Source organism: Pseudarthrobacter sp. TAF60_1, assembly GCF_052113505.1.
GTDB lineage: Bacteria > Actinomycetota > Actinomycetes > Actinomycetales > Micrococcaceae > Arthrobacter.
Genome location: NZ_JBFRDI010000001.1, coordinates 255,275 through 275,767, shown reverse-complemented (window position 1 = coordinate 275,767; position 20,493 = coordinate 255,275). Strand labels below are relative to the sequence as shown.

General features: G+C 64.8%; 21 protein-coding genes. 8 read left to right on the top strand and 13 right to left on the bottom strand.

Annotated features, from left to right (window positions below; translation table 11 throughout):
* The first annotated feature begins 9 nt into the window (after positions 1-9).
* Positions 10-903, top strand: a complete 894-nt coding sequence (locus tag AB4Y73_RS01370; protein ID WP_441867600.1) for an SGNH/GDSL hydrolase family protein — start codon at positions 10-12, stop codon at positions 901-903.
* Between the two features lie 51 nt (positions 904-954).
* Here AB4Y73_RS01370 and AB4Y73_RS01365 read toward each other — a convergent pair whose 3' ends face one another.
* Together AB4Y73_RS01365 and AB4Y73_RS01360 are read right to left on the bottom strand one after the other, a co-directional pair.
* A complete protein-coding gene (locus AB4Y73_RS01365) occupies positions 955-1,299 on the bottom strand; it encodes a hypothetical protein (RefSeq protein WP_441867598.1) in 345 nt (114 codons plus the stop codon).
* Entirely contained in the window at positions 1,271-1,819 is a 549-nt protein-coding gene (locus AB4Y73_RS01360) for a hypothetical protein (protein ID WP_441867596.1), read from the bottom strand. Before AB4Y73_RS01360 ends, AB4Y73_RS01365 begins: the two co-directional genes overlap by 29 nt.
* A 252-nt stretch (positions 1,820-2,071) precedes the next feature.
* Between AB4Y73_RS01360 and AB4Y73_RS01355 the strand changes: the two genes are divergently transcribed.
* Positions 2,072-2,887 (top strand): MBL fold metallo-hydrolase, encoded by an 816-nt coding sequence (locus AB4Y73_RS01355; protein ID WP_441867594.1) that lies wholly within the window; start codon positions 2,072-2,074, stop codon positions 2,885-2,887.
* A gap of 31 nt (positions 2,888-2,918) precedes the next feature.
* Here the strand turns inward: AB4Y73_RS01355 and AB4Y73_RS01350 are convergent, their stop codons facing one another.
* The 7 genes from AB4Y73_RS01350 to AB4Y73_RS01320 form a co-directional block, all read right to left on the bottom strand.
* Entirely contained in the window at positions 2,919-4,340 is a 1,422-nt protein-coding gene (locus AB4Y73_RS01350; protein WP_441867592.1) for an MFS transporter, read from the bottom strand.
* Positions 4,333-4,773: a MarR family winged helix-turn-helix transcriptional regulator gene (locus tag AB4Y73_RS01345; RefSeq protein WP_441867590.1), complete on the bottom strand. Its 441-nt coding sequence runs from the start codon at positions 4,771-4,773 to the stop codon at positions 4,333-4,335. Before AB4Y73_RS01345 ends, AB4Y73_RS01350 begins: the two co-directional genes overlap by 8 nt.
* A gap of 90 nt (positions 4,774-4,863) precedes the next feature.
* Positions 4,864-5,775 carry a hypothetical protein gene (locus tag AB4Y73_RS01340; RefSeq protein WP_441867588.1) on the bottom strand — a complete coding sequence of 304 codons (912 nt, stop codon included), beginning with the start codon at positions 5,773-5,775 and terminating at the stop codon, positions 4,864-4,866.
* A gap of 196 nt (positions 5,776-5,971) precedes the next feature.
* Positions 5,972-7,051 (bottom strand): tartrate dehydrogenase, encoded by a 1,080-nt coding sequence (locus AB4Y73_RS01335; protein ID WP_441867586.1) that lies wholly within the window; start codon positions 7,049-7,051, stop codon positions 5,972-5,974.
* 36 nt (positions 7,052-7,087) lie between these two features.
* The gene (locus AB4Y73_RS01330; RefSeq protein ID WP_441867584.1) at positions 7,088-8,035 is read right to left on the bottom strand and encodes a phosphoglycerate dehydrogenase; all 948 of its coding nucleotides are present in this window, start codon (positions 8,033-8,035) and stop codon (positions 7,088-7,090) included.
* A gap of 114 nt (positions 8,036-8,149) precedes the next feature.
* A complete protein-coding gene (locus AB4Y73_RS01325; protein ID WP_441867582.1) occupies positions 8,150-9,526 on the bottom strand; it encodes a cation:dicarboxylate symporter family transporter in 1,377 nt (458 codons plus the stop codon).
* Positions 9,527-9,616: 90 nt separating this feature from the next.
* The gene (locus tag AB4Y73_RS01320) at positions 9,617-10,783 is read right to left on the bottom strand and encodes a mandelate racemase/muconate lactonizing enzyme family protein (RefSeq protein ID WP_441867580.1); all 1,167 of its coding nucleotides are present in this window, start codon (positions 10,781-10,783) and stop codon (positions 9,617-9,619) included.
* A 236-nt stretch (positions 10,784-11,019) separates the two neighbouring features.
* Here AB4Y73_RS01320 and AB4Y73_RS01315 point away from each other — a divergent pair, with 236 nt between their 5' ends.
* The 3 genes from AB4Y73_RS01315 (at position 11,020) to AB4Y73_RS01305 (ending at position 14,878) form a co-directional block, all read left to right on the top strand.
* Positions 11,020-11,721, top strand: coding sequence for a GntR family transcriptional regulator (locus AB4Y73_RS01315; protein WP_441867578.1), 702 nt, complete (start codon positions 11,020-11,022; stop codon positions 11,719-11,721).
* 512 nt (positions 11,722-12,233) lie between these two features.
* On the top strand, positions 12,234-12,977 hold the full coding sequence (locus tag AB4Y73_RS01310) for a polysaccharide deacetylase family protein (RefSeq protein ID WP_441867576.1): 744 nt from the start codon (positions 12,234-12,236) through the stop codon (positions 12,975-12,977).
* Between the two features lie 635 nt (positions 12,978-13,612).
* Entirely contained in the window at positions 13,613-14,878 is a 1,266-nt protein-coding gene (locus AB4Y73_RS01305) for a MinD/ParA family ATP-binding protein (RefSeq protein WP_441867574.1), read from the top strand.
* 214 nt (positions 14,879-15,092) lie between these two features.
* Here the strand turns inward: AB4Y73_RS01305 and AB4Y73_RS01300 are convergent, their stop codons facing one another.
* Together AB4Y73_RS01300 and AB4Y73_RS01295 are read right to left on the bottom strand one after the other, a co-directional pair.
* Complete coding sequence (locus AB4Y73_RS01300) at positions 15,093-15,419, bottom strand: hypothetical protein (protein ID WP_441867572.1); 327 nt, start codon at positions 15,417-15,419, stop codon at positions 15,093-15,095.
* 398 nt (positions 15,420-15,817) lie between these two features.
* Positions 15,818-15,994, bottom strand: a complete 177-nt coding sequence (locus tag AB4Y73_RS01295; RefSeq protein WP_275213448.1) for a CsbD family protein — start codon at positions 15,992-15,994, stop codon at positions 15,818-15,820.
* Positions 15,995-16,176: 182 nt separating this feature from the next.
* Between AB4Y73_RS01295 and AB4Y73_RS01290 the strand changes: the two genes are divergently transcribed.
* Positions 16,177-17,451 carry a glycoside hydrolase family 26 protein gene (locus tag AB4Y73_RS01290; RefSeq protein WP_441867570.1) on the top strand — a complete coding sequence of 425 codons (1,275 nt, stop codon included), beginning with the start codon at positions 16,177-16,179 and terminating at the stop codon, positions 17,449-17,451.
* 96 nt (positions 17,452-17,547) lie between these two features.
* Positions 17,548-17,958, top strand: a complete 411-nt coding sequence (locus tag AB4Y73_RS01285) for a DUF6855 family protein (protein ID WP_441867568.1) — start codon at positions 17,548-17,550, stop codon at positions 17,956-17,958.
* Between the two features lie 48 nt (positions 17,959-18,006).
* Here AB4Y73_RS01285 and AB4Y73_RS01280 read toward each other — a convergent pair whose 3' ends face one another.
* A complete protein-coding gene (locus tag AB4Y73_RS01280) occupies positions 18,007-18,747 on the bottom strand; it encodes an SDR family oxidoreductase (protein WP_441867566.1) in 741 nt (246 codons plus the stop codon).
* 68 nt (positions 18,748-18,815) lie between these two features.
* Complete coding sequence (locus AB4Y73_RS01275; RefSeq protein WP_441867564.1) at positions 18,816-19,157, bottom strand: hypothetical protein; 342 nt, start codon at positions 19,155-19,157, stop codon at positions 18,816-18,818.
* 118 nt (positions 19,158-19,275) lie between these two features.
* On the opposite strand from AB4Y73_RS01275, the gene AB4Y73_RS01270 reads away from it, so the two are divergent.
* Positions 19,276-20,493, top strand: coding sequence for an MFS transporter (locus AB4Y73_RS01270; protein ID WP_441867562.1), 1,218 nt, complete (start codon positions 19,276-19,278; stop codon positions 20,491-20,493).

Sequence of the window (20,493 nt, the reverse complement as noted above, 5' to 3'; positions counted from 1 at the left end):
GCCAGTAAGATGTGCCGGGTGAGGCGAAACGGTGGGGGACTTAGGGTAACCAAGCAGGAGTGGATCAAATACGGTGCACTTTTTGTGCTGGCAGTGGTTGCGTTCGGCGTGGCGGCTCTTGCCCTGACGAATCCGCGGGGGCCGAGTGAGTCCGCCCCTGTGCAGGCCAGGCCAGTGGCGGCCCCCACCGCTCCTGCCTCGCCGGCTCCCGCCTTGGCTGCTCCCGCCTTGGCTGCTCCCGCAGCAACCTCTTCGGCTGCTGCTACGGCTACTCCTACTGCCTCTGCAGCTGCCAACCGGCTGCGAATTGAGCTTCCCGCGAAGCCTGTCCTTCTGATTCTTGGCGATTCGTACACCGCAGGGGTGGGTGCAGCCCGGAAGGACCAGGGATGGGCGTATGTTGTTGCCCGCTCTCTCGGGTACCCCACCAACATCGACGGCGAGGGCGGAACCGGTTTCGCGTGGGGCGGCGGTGCGCAGGACGATGGCGGGCGTGAGTTCGAAGTCCGGCTGCGCGAAATCTCCCGGGACCTGCGCTTCGTCCCCAACCTCCTTATTCTTCAGGGCGGCCAGAACGACGCCCAGCTCAACAATCCCGACGAGCTGAAGACCGCCACGGCCCAGACCATCGAAGCCGCCCGCAGGTTCTGGCCGGGCGTCCAGGTGGTGGTCCTTGGACCCTCCGCCCCGCAGCCCCTCGCCGAGGAACTGCGCGGCGCAAACACCGCCGTCCGGGCCGGGGCCGCGGCAGCCAAGGCCCCCTTCATAGACGCCTACGAGGCCGGCTGGTTCACAGGTGCCAACAGCCCGGGGTTCAACGCTGACGGAGCACACCCGAACACCGCCGGCCACGCTTACCTCGCGGAGAAGTTCCTGGCGGCCTGGGCCACCCTGACAAAATGAGCCGCACAGTCCGTGAAGACTGGACGGCGCATCTGTCATGAGTAGGAATGGCTAGGCCGCGTCCACCATGCTCACGCGGCCGGTCAACTCCAGCCAGAGCTCGTACTCGCTGGCCAGGCCGCCGGGGCACGCCAGGGCCAGTTCCATCAGACCGTTGCCGCTGGTTGCGCGCGCGGCCATCCGGTAGACGACGTCGGCATTGTTGTTGTTCTTGAAGCGGAGTTCTGCCTGCTGCAGTTCGATGTCCTTGCTGCCGTCGCGCAGGTTCACGTAGGTTGACCGGGTGTCGTCGACGACGTCCACCGGCGTGCCCACCGACTTCCGCACACCCTCGATTTCAGACGCCATGACCTGCGCCGTTGCGGCCTCATCGCCGATACCGCCGATGGGGTTCATGGTGGCCTGATACGTGGTGAACGTGCACTGCAGGTTGGAGTTCCGGTAGTTGACCATGCCCTCCTTTGACTAGTTCGGTGGTCCAGCCCTGGGGCTCCCGGACGGACCATACCGGCGCGCTGCTGAAATCGGACGCGTCAAAGAGGTAGACGGCGCCGCCCTCAGCGCCGCCCTCGGTGGCGCCCGTGTCAGCCAGCTCCCCGGCGCCGGCAGACTCTGCCGGCGCCGCAGATTCGGTGGCTTTGAGGTCCGGGAGCGCATCCGGCCGGTTGTTGCTCGGCAGGCCGTTGAACGCCATCACGCCGGCCACAACGATCACGGCAACCACCCCCACGCCGCCCGCAACCCAGCCCCACACGGGCATGCCCTTCTTCGGCGGGGCCTGCAAGAAAATGGTGCCGGGGTTGTGCTGCCGGCCGGCCGCCGGCGGGATGGGCGGGTACGGACTGCCGTCCGGCTGCGGCCACTGCGGCTCTTTGTGCGGCTGCTCCGGCCATCCGGGCTGCTGGTTGTTGGTCACGTGGTCCCCCAATATTCGGCGCGAGAAGTGCAGCTACCAGCATGCCGGTCGTCCTCCGCAGGCCGCGATGGGGAGCGCTGCCCATCGCGGCCGGAAGGGCGCAGGCGCGTGCTCGATAAGTGGACGCCCGCACCCGGCTGAGCGCCGCCGTCGGGCCTTCCGCGCCTGCCGAGCCTCCCTGAAACTCAATGGCTCGTGGGTAGAATCGAGGCCAGAAGAACGCAACGTGCATTCCGGAGGTACGGAGTAACAATGTCAGAATGGCTCGAAGTCGGCGCGGATACGTACGTGCTGGTCACCGAAGGTTCACTGCTGAATACCGGCCTGGTGGTCGGTTCGGAACGGGCCATGGTGGTGGATACCGGCTGCGGGCCGCGGCAGGGACGCGAGATCCTGGATGCGGTGCGCGAGAAGACGGACCTGCCGCTCGTCGTCGTCAATACCCACGCGCACTATGACCATTTCTTCGGTAACGCCGTGTTCGCCTCCGACGGCGTCACCGAGTTCTGGGCGCACGAAAACTGTGCCCACGAGATCGACAGCCACGGGGACCTGCAGCGCCGCTTCGTGGGAACGCTGGAGCCGGAGATGTCCACCGGTGAAGGCGAAAACGTGGAGCTGGTGGTGCCCAACGCGATCGTCCGGGACCAGCCGGTGCTGGTGGACCTCGGCGGGGTCACCGTCACCCTCTTCCACCTGGGCCGCGGCCATACCGACGGCGACCTCCTCGTCGGCACGCCCACCACCCTGTTCGCGGGCGACCTCGTGGAACAGGGCGCGCACCCCTCCTTTGAGGACTCCTACCCGGAGGAATGGGCTGACTCCCTGCGGCACATCTCAGCCCTGCGCCACCGTTACGAATTCCTCATCCCCGGCCACGGCGAACCCTGCACCGACCAGTTCGTCAAGACCATGGCCAACACCATGACCACCGCTGTGCGCCAGGCCCAGCTGTCCATCCGCGAGGCGCCTTCCGATGCCACGAAGGCCATCCCCGTGCTGCCTTACGGCCCGGAACAGTCGCGCTGGTTCATCAAGAGGCTGCAGGAGACCCGGCCGCTGCACTAACAGCAACACGGGGTCAGTTTCCGCCCGATAATTAGGGATTATTGGGCACGGAGTGACCCCGCGTTGGAAGCTTGGGCCGGGCGCGGGTGATCAGCGCATGGATGAGCAGGGCCACGAACACCGCCGCGCAAAGTAGCGCGCCGATCTCGAGTGTGGCGCTGATGCCGCGTCCACTGGGGTGAAGATCCGGGGCCATGTTGGCCGCGAGCACCGCGCCGGAGACGGCCGTGCCGAAGGAGCTGCCCACGGTCCGCAGGACCTGATTGAAGCTCACGGAACTGCCCAGCTCCTCGCTGGCCACGCTGCGTGCGATCAACGCCGGCATGGCGGCATAGCTCGCACCCATGCCCAGGCCCAGGGCCAGCATCCCGGCCAGGAGTTCCCACAGCTGGGTGTGTGCAATCCAGAGCAGCATTCCGGCGGCGGCCATGATGCCGGCGCCGATGGGCAGCAGGGTGGCGAGCTTGACCCGGTGCGCCAGCCGTCGCACCAGCCGGTTGGCGCTGAAGCTTCCCACCGACAGCGGGAACATCACGAAGCCGGCCCACAGTACGGGCAGCGCCACGCCGTAACCGGTGGCGGCGGGAGCCTGGGCGATGAGGCTGGAAATGGAAAGGCCGATGTACATGGCGGCGCCCAGTCCAATGGCGGTGCTGTTGGCCAGCAGCACGTCCCCGTTCCGGAGGACCCGCAGGTTGATCAGCGGGTTCGGGCTGCGCAGTTCGGCCCGGACCCAGGCCGCGAGAAGGGCGGCGGCCACGGTGAAGGCGGCGACGGTCAGCGGTGAAGCCCATCCCCAGTTGGGCCCTTCGCTGATGCCCAGGAGCAGGAGACCCAGGCCGAGGCCCAGCAGGACCGCGCCCGTGTAATCGAACGGCACCCGCGGGGCGTTTTCATCAGGTCCAGCCGGCACTACGCGGAAGACGACGATGATGGCCGTGACCACAAACAGGGCGGCAAACCAGAACGCGAACCGGAAGTCGAACGTTCCGGCGATGATGCCCGTCAACGGGTAGCCGATCCCCAGGCCTGTTGCCACGGTCACCGACAGGCTCGATATGGCGAACCGGACTTTGTCGGTGCCGACGTAGCGGCGGGCCAAGGCGATGGTCACCGGCACGATCCCGTACGTCAGGCCTTGAAGGGAACGGCCCACGAGGAACACCGTGAAGTTTGGCGCCAGCGCGGCGATGATCGACCCGAGGAGGATGATCAGGAGGGCCCACAGCAGCAGCTTCTTCTTGTGCGGCCCGTCGCTGAGCCGGCCCATCACCGGAGTGGCCACCGCGCCCACCAGCAGGTTGATGGTGAGCATCCACTGTGCCGTGCCCACGGACACGTCCATCTCGCGGGAGATGGTGGGCACCAGCAGCATGCCCAGGGAGCTCACAATGGCGGTGGAGAGCGCGGCGTAGACCAGTGCGGGGACCAGTGCCGATTCCTTGTTAGTCATTGGACGGCTCCGCTCCGAGCTTCCGAATAGCGGGAATGGCCGCCGCCAGGGCTTTCCGCTCGTCGGGACTCAGCCGATCCGAAACCGCCCTGCCAAGCCAGCCTTGCCCGGCCGAAGATTCCCCGGCCAGCTTCTGCCTGCCCTCGGGCGTGATCTCAATCCAGGCCCGGCGCCTGTCCTCGGCATCGGTCGCGCGCCCCACAAAGCCCAGCCCTTCCAGCTCACGCACGGCGAGCGAAATGGCCTGGGGGCTGACATGGACGATGCCGGCGAGTTCCGTCGTCGTCGCCTTTCCGTGCTCCGCAAGGTGACGAAGCACCCCGATCTTGCCGGGGGAGATGGTGCGTTCGGCGTTGAGCTGCCGGAGGAGGGGGTGCAGGGCTTCGAAGAGGGAGTGCGTGAGCACCTGGTCCATCGCTACGGCGTCGGTCATCCGTCAATTCTACAAGCAGATTGATCAAGTTGCTTGAGCATTTTCGGGTGGGCTTGCTCACTCCGGTGATTGCGGGAGGCCGCGGGCTGGCTAAACGGTGCCCTCCCGGAAGGAGGCGATCATCGCCTCGATCTTTTTGTGCTCGTCGGACGTAGCATAGGCCTGCGCTTCGGCGAGCGTGGTGAAGCTGCGGTTGGCGACGAAGAGAACGGTGCGGTAGGTGACGCCGTTGGTGGCCACCACCCCCGTTTCCACCAGGCCCAGCCCGTACATCAGCCGCGGCACCAGGGCGGCAGGCGGCGGCCCCGAATCCATGCTGAGGGACGTGACCACCTGGACGTTGTCCGCCCATTGGTTCTCCACCCGGTCCTCCGGGAACTCCGTCAGGTCCACCGCCATGGACCGCACCACGAACTCACCGGACTTCGAGAGCGGCACCACCCCGGGCACATCACCGAGGTGAACGGCGGGACGTTCCACGCACGGGCACTCCGCACCCCACGCCACCAGGATGGTCAGGGAAGCCAGAACCGTCCCGTCCGGGGCCAGCACCGACACCGGGCCGGAACCGGGCGGGCCTCCCGTCGCGGAGTCCTGCACCGTCCAGTCAGGCGGGTGGTCAAAGGTGTACTTCGCGTCCTCGGAAGTCCCCGAAAAGCTGGAAAGCGCGACGGCGGTGCTGCCGCCGTCGGGCGTTGCCCCGGGCGTTGCCCCGGGCGTTGGGCCCGGCGTTGACCCGGATGTTGGACCGGATGTTGGGTCCGGCGGGGAGGTGGGGACGGCCGTTGGAGCGGGCACAGAATCCGGGGAGGACGACGGACCGGCAGGGGTGGAATCGGAAGGAATCACGGGCGCCGGGGCCGGCGCCGCGGAGGCCGAACCGGAGTCCTGTGTCGCGCCCGTGGGTGCCGGCGCGGGAAGGCCGCTGCACGAGGTGAGGGCGAACACCACGGACAGCGCGGCGGGGAGGAGCATCAGACGCGACGGATGGTGCCTGTTCAAGGGGGCCTCCTTGGAGCGCACACAGCGCTATTCCTGATGGTAAGGGCGCCGGCCCGGCTCCGGGGGATCGAGCAGGTTGCAATTGCGGGACGTTTTGCGGTCGCTCTGATAAGCCGGCACCAATGGACTTGCTGGCGGAGCATCATCCGGGGTGCGTGGGCGGGTGCGTACCGGCTGCCGGGGCGGCTTGATGGCGTCATGGTGCGGCCAGGGCCGATGCCACTGCTGTGCCGAGTTCTTCGGTGGTGGCGTTACCGCCCATGTCCGGTGTGAGGGCTCCTTGCCCGCGGGCGAGCACGGTTTCCATGGCGGTGGTGATGGCGGTCGCGGCCTCGGGTTCTCCCAGGTGGTCGAGCATCATGGCCGCGCACCAGATCTGCCCGATGGGGTTCGCGATGCCTTTGCCGGCAATGTCCGGGGCGGAACCGTGGACGGGCTCGAAGAGGCTGGGGAATTTGCGTTCGGGGTTGATGTTGCCGCTGGGGGCGATGCCGATAGTGCCGGTGCAAGCGGGGCCCAGGTCGGAGAGAATGTCGCCGAAGAGGTTGCTGGCGACCACGACGTCGAACCAGTCCGGGTGCATGACAAAGTTAGCGGCCAGTATGTCGATGTGGTATTTGTCCACGGTGACGTCACTGAAGTGCTCGGCCATTTCCTGGACGCGTTCGTGCCAGTAGGGCATGGTGATGGAGATGCCGTTGCTCTTCGTGGCAGAGGTCAGGTGTCTCTTGGGCCGGCTTTGCGCCAGGTCGAAGGCGTACTTGAGGATCCGGTCCACGCCGGTGCGGGTCATGACGGTTTCCTGGACCACGGTTTCGCGGTCGGTGCCTTCAAAGATTTTCCCGCCGATGCTGGAGTATTCGCCTTCGGTGTTTTCGCGCACGACGTAGAAGTCGACATCGCCCGGGACCCTGCCGGTCAGGGGGCTGGGCACACCGGGCAGAAGTTTGACCGGACGGAGGCTGACGTACTGGTCGAAGTGGCGGCGGAACTGCAGGAGACTGCCCCACAGCGAAACGTGGTCGGGAACGACGTCGGGCCACCCGACAGCGCCGAAGAAGATGGAATCGAACTGCCTAAGTTCCTCGAACCATCCGTCCGGCAGCATTTTCCCGTGCCGGGTGTAGTAGTCAGCCGAGGCGTAGTCGAAGTGTTCGTATATGAGGTTAAGGCCGAAGGCTGCGGCTGCGGCGTCCAAAACACGCAGCCCCTCCGGCACAACCTCGGTGCCGATTCCGTCGCCGGGAATGACTGCGATGCGGTGGGCTTTCGACATCAGGATCCTTCTTCGTCGTAGTTGGTTGTTCGTTGGTCAGCGGTCCACGGGGTGAGCCGGTTCGCGGTTTTCGAGGACGTCAATGACGGCGCGTGCGGCTGCCAGGCCGGCCCGTATCCGGGCTTCGGCCGTCTGACCGGCGAGGTGGGAGGTGATGAGCAGGTTGTCCAGGCCCCGAAGGGGGCTGTCGACTGGCAGGGGTTCGTTCTCGAGCACGTCCAGCGCGGCGCCGGCGATGGTGCCGTCGGAAAGTGCCTTTGCCAGGGCCTGTTCGTCCACGAGTGAGCCGCGGGCGGTGTTGATGAGGACGGCGCTGGGTTTCATCGCTTGCAGCCGGAGCGCGTCGATGAGTTTGCCGGGACTCTTCCCTGCGCGGGTGTGCAGGGAGAGGTAGTCGGCGCGTCGGATGACGGTGTCGAGATCGGTGAACTGGACCGCGGTGTCAGCGGGGTCGGGGTGGGCGGTGCTGACCAGGACGGTCATGCCGAGGGCAACACCCAGGGATGCGGTGGCGCGTCCGCTGGGGCCGTGGCCGATGATGCCCAGGATGGAGCCGCGGAGTTCGTGGCCGGCCTCCCGGGGCCAGTGGCCTTGACGGACGGCGGTGGTGACTTCCAAGAGGCGGCGTGAGGCCATGATGATCAGTCCGATGGTCAGTTCGGCGACCGAATGGTGGTTTGTCCCGGGTGCGTTGCAGACCCTGATTCCTTGTGCGGCCGCGGCCTGTAGGTCGATGGAGTCGTACCCCACGCCGCTGCGCGCGATGACCTGCAGGGAGCCTGCGCTGGCGAGCATGTTTGCCGTGACCGGTTCGCTGGCGAGGATCACTCCGGAGACGCCGTCGAACAACCTGCGGCGTTCCTCAAGGGTCCGCGGCCCCCGGGAGGGCGAGTAGACCGGTTCGAGGCCGTGTTCCCGCAGGAGCTGGTCAACGGTATCTCCCGGATGGAGGTAGTCGGTGGTGATCAGGATGCGGGCGGCCATGTGCGGGTACGTTCCCCTTATCTGGTGCGGATGCGCTGCCGTCAGCGGCTTATGAGTTTTGCAGTTCACGGGGGAGGGGCCGCCGCGGTGTGCGGCGGCCCCTCCGGTGCGGTGTTAGTGGACGTCGACCTTGTCCGCTTCCACAACGGTCGGTGCTTTTGCTTCGATTTCGTTCTTCTTCTGGCTGTGGGCGTGCAGGGCCTGGCGGGCTTGTTCCGGGTCGTAATCCTTTTCCCATTTGCCGACGACGACGGCGGCCATCACGTTGCCCAGGACGTTGATGAACACCCGGCCTTCGTTCAGGAGCCGGTCGATGCCGACAATGAGGGCGAGAGCCGCCAGGGGGATTCCACCGACCGAGCTCAGGGTGCTGGCCAGGACGATGAACGCGCCGCCTGCGATTCCCGCGGTGCCCTTGCTGGTGAGCATCATGACGCCGACCATAACGAGCTGCTGTTCCCATGAGAGGTCCATGCCGACGGCCTGGGCCAGGAACACTGAGGCCATGGTCAGGTAGACGGCGGATCCGTCGAGGTTAAAGGAGAACCCGGACGGGATCACGATGCCCACGGTGGACTTGCCGACTCCCATGGCTTCGAGCTTCTTGATCAGCTGAGGGAGGACCGCTTCGCTCGAGCAGGTGCTCAGGGCGATCAGCAGCTCGGCCTTGAAGTACCGCATCACCGTGAAGATGTTCAGTCCGCAGGTACGGGCGATGATGCCCAGGACCACGAGGACGTAGAGGATACAGGTCGCGGTGAACAGCAGGACGAGGTAGCCCAGTTGCTGCAGGCTTTGGGTGCCGTAGTTGGCCACCACAGCCGCCAGTGCACCGAACGTGCCGATCGGAGCAAGACGCATGACCCACGTGACGATCTTGAAGATCACCGTGGACAGGGCCTGGATGCCCTTGGTGAGGAACGCGCCGGCTTCGCCGGAAACGTTCATGGCGGCACCGAACACGATGGAGACCATGAGCGCGGCGATGATGGTGTGGCCGGTCAGGGCCCCGAACAGCGATTCCGGGATGATGTTGCTGACGAATTCGAGACCGTCGAAGCCCTTGTTGGCAGCTGCGGGAACTTTACTGGAGTCCAGCTGTGATGGATCGATGTTCATGCCCTCGCCGGGGCGGAAAACGTTGGCGACGACCAGGCCGATCAGCATGGATACCAGCGACAGGGCCAGGAAGTAGCCCAGAGCCTTAACCCCGATGCGGCCTGCCTTACGCAGGCTGTCCATCGAAGCGATGCCAAGGGACACGACGCAGAACACCACTGGAATGACGATCATCTTCACCAGGGCGATGAACCAATCGCTGAGGGGGGTGAGTTGTTTGCCGACGGAGGGCAGGAGCAGGCCGACGGCGATGCCCAGGACGGCGCCCAGGACGACTTGGAACCAGAGTTCGCGAATAAGCCGGCCGAACCGGGATCGCTGCTTGGGCGGGTGGGCGGAACGTTGCGGGTTCTGCATGGTGTGGGACGACATCTTGGGTGCTCCTTTGCACGTCAGACAGGTAATGGGGAGGTGCAGCCCCGGGCCGTGATGCTGCCCGGGGCCAGGGCACTACCGGATCAGTTAGTTGTGCAGTGCGCGCAGGACCTTGTAGAACTCGGCCTTTCCTTCGAGTCCGATGCCTGGCAGATCGCCGGGGGCCACGCGGCTGTTGACGATGACGGCGTCGTCGGTGAAGCCGCCGGTGGGCTGGAATTCGCCCGGATAGGATTCGTTGCCGCCGAGCTTGAGTGCTGCTGCGATGTGCAGGGAGAACTGGTGTCCGCCGTGGGGGATGCAGCGGCGTGAGGACCAGCCGTGCTGGGCCAGCATGTCCTGGATTCGGCGGTATTCGGTCAGGCCGTAACTCAGGGCCGGGTCGACCTGGATGAAGTCGCGGTCCGGGCGCATCCCGCCGTAGCGGATCAGGTTACGGGCGTCCTGGAGGGAGAAGAGGTTCTCTCCGGTGGCGATCGGGTTTTTGTAGTGCTCGGAGAGGGTGGCGTTGAGCGCGTAGTCCAGCGGGTCCCCGACTTCCTCGTACCAGAACAGCCCGTACTGGTCGATGGCTTTGCCGTACGCCAGCGCGGTCTCCAGGTCGAACTTGCCGTTGACGTCCACCATTAGGCGGGAAGCGTCGCCGTCGAGGACCTCGATCACGGCTTCGATGCGGCGAAGGTCTTCAGCGAGGTCGGCGCCGCCGATCTTCATTTTGACCACGTTGTAGCCCTTGGCGAGGAAGCCGCGCATTTCGTTCTGCAGGTCCTCGAGGCTCTTGCCGGGTGCGTAGTAGCCGCCGGCGGCATAAACGAAGACGTCCTTGTCCGGGTTGCCGTCACCGTAATGGTCCGAGATCCACCGGTAGAGCGGCACGCCGGCGATCTTGGCGGCGAGGTCGTGCAGGGCCATATCGGCCACGCCGACGGCGACCGAGCGTTCACCGTGGCCACCTGGCTTTTCGTTGGACATCATCAGGTCCCAAGCCTTCTCCGGCGACAGCTGGCCGTCCTCGTCAAGGAGGTCTTCGGAGGGGGCATCCATGATGCGCGGAAGGACGCGATCCTTCAGGATGCCGGTCGCGTTGTAGCGGCCGTTGGAGTTGAATCCGTAGCCGACCAGGGGCTTGCCGTCGACGAATACGTCGCTGACAAGGGCGATGATCGTGCAGTCCATCTTAGTGAAGTCAATGAAGGCATTCCGGATCGAGGAACTGATGGGAATGGTGCCGACGTGGGCGGAAACGATTTTCATCCTGATGTATCTCCTGCTTGGGTATCTTATTTCTTATAAGACTGAATCAAAGGCAGACCCTAGAGCTGGCTATGGGAGCTTGGCTTCGTGAGCAAATATCTTATAAGACCGTGATTAGAGGCTAGCCCAGGCGTGATGCGAAGCACAAGCGGTAGATCGAATTTCTTATAAGATGTTTGGAGATCTATGCTGTAAACGACGGGGCCACAAGCCCGACGAGGGATCCGGAGCAGCAGATGAGCACCACGAACGTCTTTTCCAGCAAGGGCAGCCTGGCGTACAACGAGCTCCGCCAACTGATCCTGTCCGGGGGCCTTGCCCCGGGCTCGCGCATCTCCCAGTACGAGCTGGCCGACAACATGCAGATGAGCATCACACCCCTGCGCGAAGCGATCCGCCGGCTCTCAAGCGAGGGCCTGATCATTATGGACACTCATAGGGATTCAAGGGTGGCCACCATGAGCGCCTCCGAAGCACGCGAACTCCTTGAAGTCCGCCTCTCACTGGAACCATCGGCAACAGAACTGGCAGCCTCCCGCCGGACTGACGCTGATATTGCAGCAATGCGCTCAGCTGCGGAGAAGCTGCTGCCTGTCACGCGGGTCTGGGGCGAGGACGCTATCACGGTGCACCGGGAATTCCACCGGGCCGTCTACGCCGCCTCGCACAATAACGTCATGATCAAGCTCCTGGATGACCTGTGGGACAAGTCTGACCGCTACCGCCGCATCGGCCTCGAACTCCCCTCCGGGGATGAGCCCCGAACTATCGATCTGAACCAGCATCACCAGATACTCGAGCTCATCGTTGCCGGCGACGGCGCCGCAGCGGCAGAGCTCGCCCGGACACACATCGCCAACAGCCTCACAGCCTCGGTGACCGGAGCTCTGGAAGAACGTGAGAACGTCCAGCCAGTATCCCTGGACCAAACCGCTTAGTACCCTCAACTTCCCATCTGGCAGACAGGAACCGGCCGCTGCGAATCACCGTGCCAGCCTCCCGCTGGCCATCACCGCCAACACCGCGATGCACCATGTAGCTGGTCAGCGTGAGCTGGACGACGGATGCGGGGCGTTGCGAAGAACTCGCCCTTCCGCGGCATCGACGCCAGATACATGTCCGTGGCCATAGAGAGGTTCAGTCGGGACCGGAAGCTGTCGTGGGGGAGATGGGAGTCCATGGAAATCCTTCGGCGGCGGGTTGCTGCAGTTACTAATCGGCGCAGCGTGCCTGCCGATTCTATTTACAGCCGCCCGCAGGGTATCGACAAACCCTTCCATCGGGAGGAAGCTGGGCCTACCCCCGGAGCGCTGCCTATAGCGCTATTTAACGGGTTCTTAGAAAAAGCGCCGCCACGATAAGAAGCCCTGAATTGGAGGCGGGGCGGGAGTCCGGACGGCCGGCAATGAGGGACACACTCATGAGAAAACTGCTTGTTTTACTGACTGGAATGGTTCTGATCCTCACACTCGGCGGCTTCGCCCGGGCTGACGGATTCGATCGCGGACTGGTGACCGTCACCTTCGATGACGGCTGGACCAGCCAACACACAAACGCCCTGCCGATCCTGGACAAATACGGGATTCCGGCCACCATGTACATCATCTCCGGATCCATCAACGATCAGCCCGCGTATATGACGCAGGCGCAAATTCAGGACTTTGCGAACCGGGGGCATGACATCGAATCCCACTCGGTGACGCATCCGCACCTCCGGGACCTTTCGCCTGCGCAGCTCAAGACCGAGCTGACTCAAAGTCAGGCCACGCTGCGGCAGCTGTTCGGTCCAAACGCTGCTACTGATTTCGCCTCGCCCTACGCCGAATACAATGACGCCGTGGTGGCTGCGATCAAACAGGTCTACAAAACTCACCGCGCCTACGACGACGACGGCACCGATAACTCCGGCTACAACACACGCGCGAACTACAACCCCTACAACCTGAGGGTGAAGTTCGTGGAATCCACTACCAGCACGGCCACCGTCCAGGGCTGGATCAATACCGCTAAGGCAGACAACGCCTGGTTGATCCTTGCCTACCATGAGGTCGGCGAGAACATCGGCGGCGGCACCTACACCACAGACACTGCCGTCCTCGACGCCGAGATGCAGGCCGTCAAGAATAGCGGCCTGGGCATTGTCACGGTCGCCCAAGGCGCCGCGGAGGTTGCTGCGCAGGCGGCCGGAAACTAGGAACCTGCAGGGTTCCGATTCAGAACACAAGAGTGAGAGTCAAAGCGGCCTCCAAAGCTCAGTACCCTTTGTATGACTTGTCAACGGCTGTGACTTACGGCTAGCCTGACCTCTGATCGCATGGGGGATCACTGCTAACCGACGGAGGCCGCATTGGCTCTCACTGACTATGCCCTGGCGCTCTGCGCCCTCTTGGGAACTTTGCTGATTCCTTTCTGTGCGATGTACCAAGTGCTCCGCCTCAAGCGGCGTGCTTTACGGGTGACCGCCACCGCCACGAGGAGTGACCGCAGCTAGCCATGCCCTATGTTGATATCAACCCGCACAAAGGCCGTCCCAAGTGGCAGGGCTACGCCGTTCTCGCCGTGCTTCTGGTCCTGACTACCGGAGTGGTGCTCGCCGCCCTGGACATGGCCTGAGCCTGCCTTAGTGCCCCAGCGCCTAGACTGGTTGACTGAACAGTCCGTATAGTGCCGCAGAACCTTGAGCCGAAGTCCTGGGGGACAGACATGCCCGATCCGGCGGATCACAACGCACGTGCCATTGCAGAGGATGCAGGGCAGCCACAACCGCCCCGACGACGCCGCGACCTCCGCCGCGCCGACGGAGCGCTTTCGGATGCCCAGACAGGAACCATGCCAGCCGTAACTCCCGAGCCTTCCACCACGCCCGACGGCGCCACTCCGGTACCGCGCCGCAGCTCCTGGGCGGAGGCCGCAGCCGCCGCCGACCAGGCAAAACCGGCGGCGCACGTTCCGGCACCAACCCGCCGGCCCGCCAAGCCGCCGATCACCGCGCTGCCGCAGACTGCGCAGCCGGCCGAGCAGGACTCCCTCACCACCGCGGTGGCGTACGACGGCGACACTGCCGCGCCGCCGTCGTCGTACGGTTCCGAGTCAGACGTGCCGGACGAAACGCCCGCGTTCCGCCGCGTCCGCCCCACGGCGGCCGATGTGATCGCGGACACCCCCATGCCTGACTTCATCAGCTCCCCGGGCCTGTTCGTGAAAGAGCAGAAACCCCGGCCGGTGGGCGGTTTCCGCGGTGCCGTCTACGCGATGACGGGCGGGGCCTGGAACCTAGGGCCCAGTGCCAAGCAGCGCGACGAGGACGAGCTGGCCCGGCGCATTTCCCGGCAGCTGCAGGGCAGCTACAACACGGCCGTGCTGAGCCTGAAGGGCGGCATCGGCAAGACCTCCACCACGGTGGGTGTGGGCCTGACCCTGGCCGAGTTCCGCGGCGATGCGCCCTGCGCCATCGACGCCAACCCGGACTCCGGCGACCTGGTGGAGCGTGCCCTGGGCGAGGGGATTTACCAGCAGGCCAGCCCGCGCACCATCACGGACCTGCTGAACAATATTGACTCCATTGACTCCCTCACCGCCCTGGCCCGGTACATGCACCACGCCGGGCGGCTGCACCTGATCGCGGGGGAGCAGGACCCGGAGGTTTCCGATTCGCTGACGGCCGCCGAGTACCTGCGGATCCGCAAGCTGATCTCCAACTACTACTCCGTGGCCCTGACCGACTGCGGCACCGGCGTGACCCACAACGCGATGAGCGGGATCCTGCAGTCGGCGGACAACCTGGTGATCGCGGCCGGGTACGCGGTTTCTGGCGCGAAGCGGGCCCGCAGTACCCTGCACTGGCTGGCGAGCCACGGGTACGAGGACCTGGCACGGAACGCAATTGTGATCATCACGGACAAGGACGAGGTCTCCTCCCGTGTGGACAAGGACGCCATCGAAGAACACCTCGCCGGGATCTGCCGCCAGCTGATCGCCGTCCCGCACGACCGCGGCGTGGCCGACGGCGACCTGGTCACCCTGGACGTGCTGAAGCCGGAGACCCGGCGGGCGTACAAGGAGATCGCGGCGGCCATCGTGGACGGGTACCGCTAGGCTCCGTCCCCTCCCAACTAGGTAGCAGTAGATGTCGTTATGAGCCCTCATAACGACATCTACTGCTACTTACATGTGGGGGCGTGAGAGCGCAGCTACCCGTCTATTCGGATACAGCTGCACTCTCAGGTTCGTGGAAAATTAGAAAGCGAAAAGTCTGCGGCTGGCATTCTGGCCCGATTGCTGGGCGCTGCGAATGCCTTGCCTGGATGCTTTAGGCGGCGACCAGATCGCGCCGTGCAGGTGTCTGCGTCCGGCGCGGGGCCAGGACACTGATGGTGCAAGGTGCCTGCTGCGGATCAATCCTGGCCGGCAGATGCTGGGTGTCGGAAGCCGTATGAAGCATTTCCAGTGCTTCGTCATCGACCCACGCATGGGTGACGTCCAGCTTCAGGTCCAGACCATCCCTTAAGGAATTGGCCCGCTTAACTACTACGTAAAGTGCGTTCACGCTGTGGACGGTGATATGCCCCTTTGCAATCACCAGAGCCGTTTTGTGGTCGAGATCTATTCGTACAACGATGTTGAGCTTGGAGTTCAAGTTGGAAAGCCTTTCCCCGGCATTGGCTGCGACGCTGCAGCTTTTTGCTATGGCCCGTTTGCTTGAGCCTTGTCCAGAGTAAGGGGCGTATGTGACCCACGCAACAGTTACGGATTTATTACACCGATTAGGGTAGGGATGCGTCTGAATCGTGATGCGACACGCCGGATATCTTGCGCGGATCCTGAGCGTCGGACGTTAGCGTCAGCGGACCAGCCAGATGAAAGGTGCGTCAACGATGACCATTTTTGAATACGTCTCAGGTCTCAGCATTATCCTCGGCTCCCTGGTGGGCACCATGGGGCTCGTGGCAGGTGTCATGCACTTCAGGCGGAGCCACTAGGCACGCGGAAGGGCGCCGCCCCCTGATGGAGCGGCGCCCTTCCTGTCCAGCAAAATCAGTCTTTTTTGAAAGCGTCTTTGACTTTCTCGCCGGCCTGCTTCAGGTCCGACTTGCTCTGGTCGACCTTCCCTTCAGCTTCCAGGCTTTCGTCGCCAGTAGCCTTACCTGCGGCTTCCTTGCCCTTGCCGCCCAGCTTCTCGGCGGCGTTTCCGATCTTGTCATCCAAACCCATGGTGTCTCTCCCTACGGTCGGCTTCTGCCCGCTGTCTGCTGGCAGGTCACATTTTCATCCTAGCCACAGCGGGGATCCGGTCCTAGACCTGAAATGGCCCAGCGCAAGAGGCGACCGCCCGCGGCCAAGACCACTCGCCGTATGATGGGAACCAAAGCCGCAGGTCAGGAAGGTCTCCACGCATGCCAGAAGAGTCTCCCGGGCGTGCCCGCTCTGATTCCCGTCGACGCTTCAAGGCCCTGGCCGGGCCTGTCCTGATCTGTCTGGCTGCTGCCGGAATCGGGGCGGCGGGGATCGTGAACGGGCTCGCCGCGAAGGATCAGCAAGCCCAAAGCGCCACCAACCAGCAGGCCCAAAGCACGCCCCCTTCGCCGCCCGCCTGCGAGGTGCTGAACCGGACCGCTCTTGTTCCGGCGTCGGGCGCTTTGTTTGGCGTCAATCTGGACTTGAATGCCAAACCATTGGGCAACTACGCCGCCGACCTGGGGCATAAGCCCGCGGTCAGTGTGTCGTTCGCCGGCTTCCCGTACTCCTCCCAGGAACGCGACCACCTCCAACAGGCGGTGGAGCAGATCCGTGCGGACGGGCAGATGATGCTGCTCACCCTGGAACCGATGAACGGGCTGGGCGCCGTCACCAGCGAGGCCGCTTCTGCGCTGGCGGACGATCTGGCTGCCTATAACCGGGATGGCGTGCCGGTGATAGTTCGATTCGCCCACGAAATGAACGGCTCCTGGTACCCGTGGTCGCAGCAGCCCTCGGCGTACGTGGACGCGTTCACCCGCGTGGCGGACGCTGTGCACACCCGGGCTCCTGGGTCTGCCATGATGTGGGCACCCAATTACGGCGGCGGATATCCCTTCGCGGGCGGCCAGTTCGAGGCCAAGCCCGGCACGGCCGATTTCGTCCTGTTGGACACGGACCACGACGGCGCCCTCACCATGGCCGACGATTCTTACGCCCCGTACTACCCAGGGGACGCGGCGGCGGACTGGGTGGGAATGTCGCTGTACCACTGGGGTGACCGCTACCCCTGGGGCGAGAACGAACTCCCGGAACCGGGGAAGTTCGCCAATCAGCTCACGGGCAACTACATGGGTGCCAACGGCGATGACAGCCTCCTCCCCGATTTCTACCAGGTTTACGGTGAAGGCCACGGAAAGCCGGTGGCCATTCCGGAAACCGCCGCCCTGTTCGCGCCCGGGGCAGGCGGCCCCGATGAACTAGCCATCAAGCGCGCTTGGTGGGAGCAGCTGTTTGCTGCAGACGTTCCGGCCAAATTCCCGCATCTGAAGATGATCAACTGGTTCGAATGGGACAAGCAGGAGGTGGAAGTGAAGGGCCGGGTGGACTGGACCGTCACCAACACGCCCGCGGTCCGGGACGCCTTCACCGCCGCCCTGCCCGCGTGGTTCGCTTACGGTCCGGAGAGCTCTTGTACTCCCGGCCCCTCGTAATGCGCACCAGATCCCGGCTGCCTGTTGCGGCACCGCCGTTTGCCATATTCTGAAAGTCTCAGCCCGCCGTCGGGCACTTCCGGAAAAGGGGACATCGTGGCCGAAGGAACAAAGTCAGACCCCTGGTCGCTGGTGACAGCCCCGGGATCCTCCGAATACACCATGTACCGGGACCTCGACGCCGACCCGCCCGCATTGGTCTGCCAGGTGGGTTCAACCACCCTGAAGTACCTTGCGCAGGCCGTTGAGGATCTCCACACGTGGCTCCTGGAGCAGGGGGACTGGGTGCCGCTCGGAGCCGCCGACGAGAATAAGCCGGCCCCCGAGGGAACCGTTGAAGCTTGGGGCCGGGACCCGTCCAATCCCGTGGCCGGCTGGTATGGCCTGCGCAAAGGCTACCGCGGGCGCTTTGGCATGTACCTGCCGCCGCTTCTGGAAGCCCTTGGCCTCGCCGAACTCACCCACGAGAAGCGGAACAACCAGGTGCGGGCCATCCCGAAAGACTAGGACGAAGCGCCGCCGGCCGCAGCCGGCGTTCGCGCGGGCGGCCGGTTCCTAGCGCGCGTTTAACCACTCGCTGAACGTTTGGCGCCCGACGGCGGAACCCGCCACCGGGAGGAGGTCGCCGTTCCGCATCGCGCGCCAGAGCGGCCCCGGCGCGGTGAACTCAATGACGAGCTTCTTCTGCCCCTGCTTCCGCGCACAGGCACGGACCAGGTCCGCCAGGTATTTCCGTTCAGGGCCCCCAAGGTCTGCGACCCGTCCCTGCGGCCCCGCCTCCGCGGCGTTAACAAGCGCTTCCGCCACCTCACGTGCTGCCACAGGCTGTGTGGCCATCCGCGGCACCAGCGCCACCGGGCCCACCGAACTGCGCTGGAGCATTTGCGCTGCGAACTCATGAAACTGGGTGGCACGCAGGATGGTCCAGGGAAGCTCGCTGTGGCTGACCAAATTCTCCTGGGCCAGCTTCCCGGCGTAGTAGCCTGCGGAGGCCTTGTCCGCGCCCACGATGGAGAGCGCCACGTGGTGCCGAACCCCGGCTGCCGTGCCCGTCCTCAACATGTTGCCGGTAACGGCCGTGAAAAAGTCCACGGACTTCTTCCCGTTCAGGGTCTGAGTGTTGGCCACGTCAATCACGGTATCCACACCCCCAAGCGCTTCGGCCAGGCCGCTGCCGCTCACCAGGTCCACGCCTTCGGCGCGGGAGAGGCTGACTACGCGGTGGCCGCGGCCCCGGGCGATGGTGACCACATGGCGTCCAACTGTTCCGGTTCCGCCGGCAACTGCGATGTTCATGCTCCGAATCCTAGGGCACCGGGCACAGCGAAGAGTCCGACATGAACGGGGGCGCTGTTTCGCAGGCCTTAACTGCCCGCGGAAATCCGGCCTGCCAGGTCCGCCGCCGGCGAGAGGGCCCAGCCCTCGGTTTCAGGTTCGAAGCTGACCACTACCGAGGCGTCAGCCTGCTGTGCCTCGTCGAGCGCGAAGAGCAGTGCGTCTTCCAGGTGCCGAGCGTAATCCTGCCGTTCGGTGGACGAGCCGGGCAGCCCGCCGTCGTCAATGATTACGTGGGCCTTACCGTCCACAATGACTTTCAGTGCGTAACCCTGGTCGTCGTGGAGGGACCCCCGGGTGGAGGCGATTTCCGTAACCTTATCGGCCCGGACCAGGCTGTTGCTGATGGTGCGGATCCACACCTCACCCATGGGACCTCCTTGGCTGTGAGGGGCGCGCAACAGCACCCCACAAGGCAAACGTTAGTCCTCATGGGGCCGCTTGTGACCCCCTGAAGTGCGCGGATTTTTCTCGCCTAAGATAAATCTGATGACTTCACCCGGAACCCCGCAGCCCTTCAACTTCCGAAGCATCGCCATCCCCGCGTTTGGGCCTGCGCTACTGTTCTGCATCGGCGAAGGTGCGGTGCTTCCGGTGGTAGTCCTCTCCGCGCGGGACCTCGGTGCATCCGTGGCGGTTTCCGCACTGATCGTCACGCTGATCGGGCTGGGTTCGTGGTTCTTCAACCTGCCTGCATCCCTTATTACGCTCAAGTTCGGCGAACGCTGGTCGATCGTCGGCGCCGCCGCGGCGGGTGCCCTCGCGCTCGCGGCCGCCGCGGTATCCTCCGTGATCCCCAACGGACTCCTCCTGCTCGCGGTGGCGATGACCGTCGTCGGGATGGCCGCGAGTGTCTTCAGCCTGGCGCGGCAGAAATACCTCACCGAGGCCGTGCCCATTCAGTTCCGGGCGCGGGCACTGTCGACGCTGGGCGGGGTCAGCCGGATCGGCGTCTTCGCGGGGCCGTTCATTGGTGCCGGGGTGATGCAGTTCGCGGGGATCGCCGGGGCCTACTGGGTGGGTGTGGTGGGAATGGCTGCGGCCGCCGTTCTCGCGGTCACCATTCCGGATTTGGTGGTGCCGCCAGCGCCCGACGGCGGCCACAGGACTCCGGAGCCGACGCTGCGGAATGTGGCCGTCTCGCATCGGGGAGTGTTCCTGACACTGGGGGTGGGGATCCTGCTGCTCAGCGCGCTGCGCGCTTCGCGCCAGGTGGTGATCCCGCTGTGGGCAGAGCATCTGGGGATGGACCCGGCGCAGGCATCGGTGATCTACGGGCTGTCCGGGGCGATCGACATGCTGGTGTTCTACCCCGCCGGCAAGGTGATGGACGGGCGCGGCCGGCTGTTTGTGGCCATCCCGTCCACCATCATCATGGGGATTGCCATGCTGCTGATTCCTTTGACTGCCTCGTTTACCGGGCTGCTGTTGGCCTCCCTGCTAATCGGCTTTGGGAACGGCATCAGCTCCGGGCTCATCATGACGCTCGGCGCCGACTTTTCGCCCGACCGCGGCCGGGGCCAGTTCCTGGGCCTGTGGCGGTTCATCGCCGACGCCGGGTCAACCGGCGGCCCTGTTTTGCTGTCCGGAGTGACTGCTGTGGCCACGTTGGGGGCGGGGGTTTCAGCCACCGGGCTTTTGGGTTTTGCGGCGGCTGGTGTGTTCGCGGTGGTGCTACCGCGGCTGAGGCACCGGCGGAATTACTGA